Source organism: Serratia sp. OS31 (assembly GCF_014164835.1).
GTDB classification, from domain to species: domain Bacteria; phylum Pseudomonadota; class Gammaproteobacteria; order Enterobacterales; family Enterobacteriaceae; genus Serratia; species Serratia liquefaciens_A.
On the sequence record NZ_JACJFQ010000080.1, the window covers coordinates 1 to 2,515 of the forward strand.

Genomic DNA, 2,515 nt, shown 5'->3' on the forward strand with positions numbered 1-2,515 from the left:
GCCCTATGATGGTGAAATCAAAGCCGCCAAAATGTAGCGGCTCAGTACTGACTATTCTTCGATTGAAGAAGTGTTAAACGTGAAAGACTTCTCAATATCTTGATTGAATAAATGGGTGGACAGTCTTTCTATTTCTTTTTTGAAAAATAGTAATTTATCCTTAAGTTCAGGTTTTTCTCCCATAGCTAAAATTTGCTTTGAAACATTGCAAAAATCTCTAAGTGTGGAGAAAAGTAATTGTACTTCTGTTGAGCTTTTCACTTTCCATCTTCTACATGATTTCAATCTAAACTTTAATAGAAGTGCCTCATAAGCATATTCATCTACTTTTTTAGATACCTCATTGAAATTAGGTGATTCTTTATTTGTAATTACAACATCAAAGTACAACCTTATTAGTCCGGCAGCTATTTTATCACCCTCAGCCATAATGCTAATGACATGCTCGAAACCTGACTAATTTCTTTTTGTGCTTATCCAATCAGGTGCTTTCTTATAAGCCATATAGGCTACTAGTAAAGTACCGGCAGTACTTAATGAGCTAATACAATCTGTTAATGAACCTAGTTCCATTTTCTTATCCGTGTTGTAATATAGAGTGCTAATCAATAGCAGTACTACAAGAGTGAGCAGTGCTATAACTAAACCAGTAATTATTCTATTAGTATATTTCATCTAGTTTACATACATGCAGTAAATTTGGTTGTATTCATTTGAATATAAAAATATTATTGATATCGTTATCGAACTCTAAGTAAGTATCATGAAGAATTTTCTTGAGGTTCTCTAACTCATTGTATTGATCATTATACATGCGTTTCTTACCGGAGGCCATAATTTGAAGGAGTATGACTTTTGGATCTCTCATGTAGTTTAATAAGTGTATTGGAGTTAAATTATTATATTCACTTAATGTGAATGCTATCCTCTCTTTATACTCGGGTTTCATAATAAAACCGTATCGTTTTGTACTATTCAATGAAACTATTAGATTCAATGACTGCTTCCTCAAAATCACTAACCTATCTTCAAGTTCTTTTAATTTTTCTGGGGTAAGAGAAAGGACTTCATTTTTTTCTGGAGTGGTTAAATTAAATGGAATATTACTATCTTGATGAAATGAAGGTAATTTAAGAGATGTCTCACATATCAAATCAAAATGGAACATATCAATATCTACTTTCAATTCATTGAATTTAGATAGCAAGTTTATGGCGTGGTCATATGCTTTTTCTTTAAAAAAGTTAACAGCTTTTGAACCGGCATAAACGGCAGCACCCGCCATAGCTATATTACAGAAGGCACTGACTATATCAGCTACATTGCCAAAGGATATTATAGGTTTCTCACCAAATGTAGAAAGGGCGATAGAAGAAAAGAGAGCTGTAATAATTATAAAGAAAAAATCTATGGATTTCACATTGTTGCTCAAATAAGTAAGGGTTTGATAGTATAATACTACTGATCCGGGCTGCTATAAAGTGGGCGTCACCTTCTTATAATGTTAGCAACCCGGATCAACCCCACCTCCTGCACGCCTCACTACGCGATGAAAACCAATCACCAATGCAAATGCATGCCTTTAATGCAGAGGCTCGCAGACGGCTACATACTCACGATTTAACATTATTGATCGTTTATATCGATCGATTCGTGATTATTGATCTGTTTTAACTATCAATATGGGTGTTCGCCTGATATGATGCCTCTAGCCGCCAGCGGCCTATAAATAAAACAAAAAAAGCATTGGAGAACCTTATGAAATTATTAGCAATAATATTATTCGCAGCTGCCTTACTTACCGGCTGTAGTACTACACATCCTTGGATGGATCAAGCAATGGTAGGAACGGTTGATGGGGAACAAGTGGTAGTAATGTTTCCGGCTGGTGATGGATTTTACAGGCCACAGTTCAGCAGCGATTGCCGCCGGACATACAACAAGTACTATCAGTTGGACAATAACAGTACTGGATGTCGCATCGCCGCAGAACGGGTGAGTAATCTCCGTGGCTATCGTGAATCGGGTAACACTGTAGTAAAAACGAATAACCTCACACCGGTTCACAGCAATAGTATTGAGAACCTATAGAATTACCAACACCAGTGGTAGGGGATTATTACTAATAAAAGGAATATAAATTACCCCAGCCTCGGCCTAATCGCCGGGGCTTTTTTTATACCTAAATATAATAAAGAGATGGCGTACGATAGATTTTGCCTATCAGTTTTGGTTCCTCCTGAGACTTTTTTATAAATGCGTAGTTTCGCAGCCCGATGTTTTAAATATATATCGACTTTTAACAACGACTCAAATCAACAACGACTTAACAATGGAATTAAATAGACATGACATGACCTGCCCCCAGTATTAGATACAACCGTTAGTTAGTAATGTCGGTTTGTTGACCCTGACCCCGAATATGATCCAGTCATAATCAGGAATTACCGGCTTCATGTTGGTTGTGTATTCTGGCAACCGGCAGACTTCTCAGCAAATTCTGACGGGGTAATCC

Annotated in this window: 2 protein-coding genes; both read right to left on the reverse strand. The window is 36.6% G+C overall.

Annotation, left to right across the window (positions count from 1 at the left end):
* Positions 1–51: 51 nt before the first annotated feature.
* Entirely contained in the window at positions 52–429 is a 378-nt protein-coding gene (locus H5P17_RS26280) for a hypothetical protein (RefSeq protein ID WP_182825898.1), read from the reverse strand.
* A gap of 280 nt (positions 430–709) precedes the next feature.
* Complete coding sequence (locus H5P17_RS26285) at positions 710–1,420, reverse strand: hypothetical protein (RefSeq protein ID WP_182825899.1); 711 nt, start codon at positions 1,418–1,420, stop codon at positions 710–712.
* Positions 1,421–2,515 lie beyond the last annotated feature (1,095 nt).

What these genes read in the sequence shown, in the direction of transcription:
- H5P17_RS26280 (WP_182825898.1), bottom strand. Translation starts at nt 429, where the DNA reads ATGGCTGAGGGTGATAAAATAGCTGCCGGACTAATAAGGTTGTACTTT.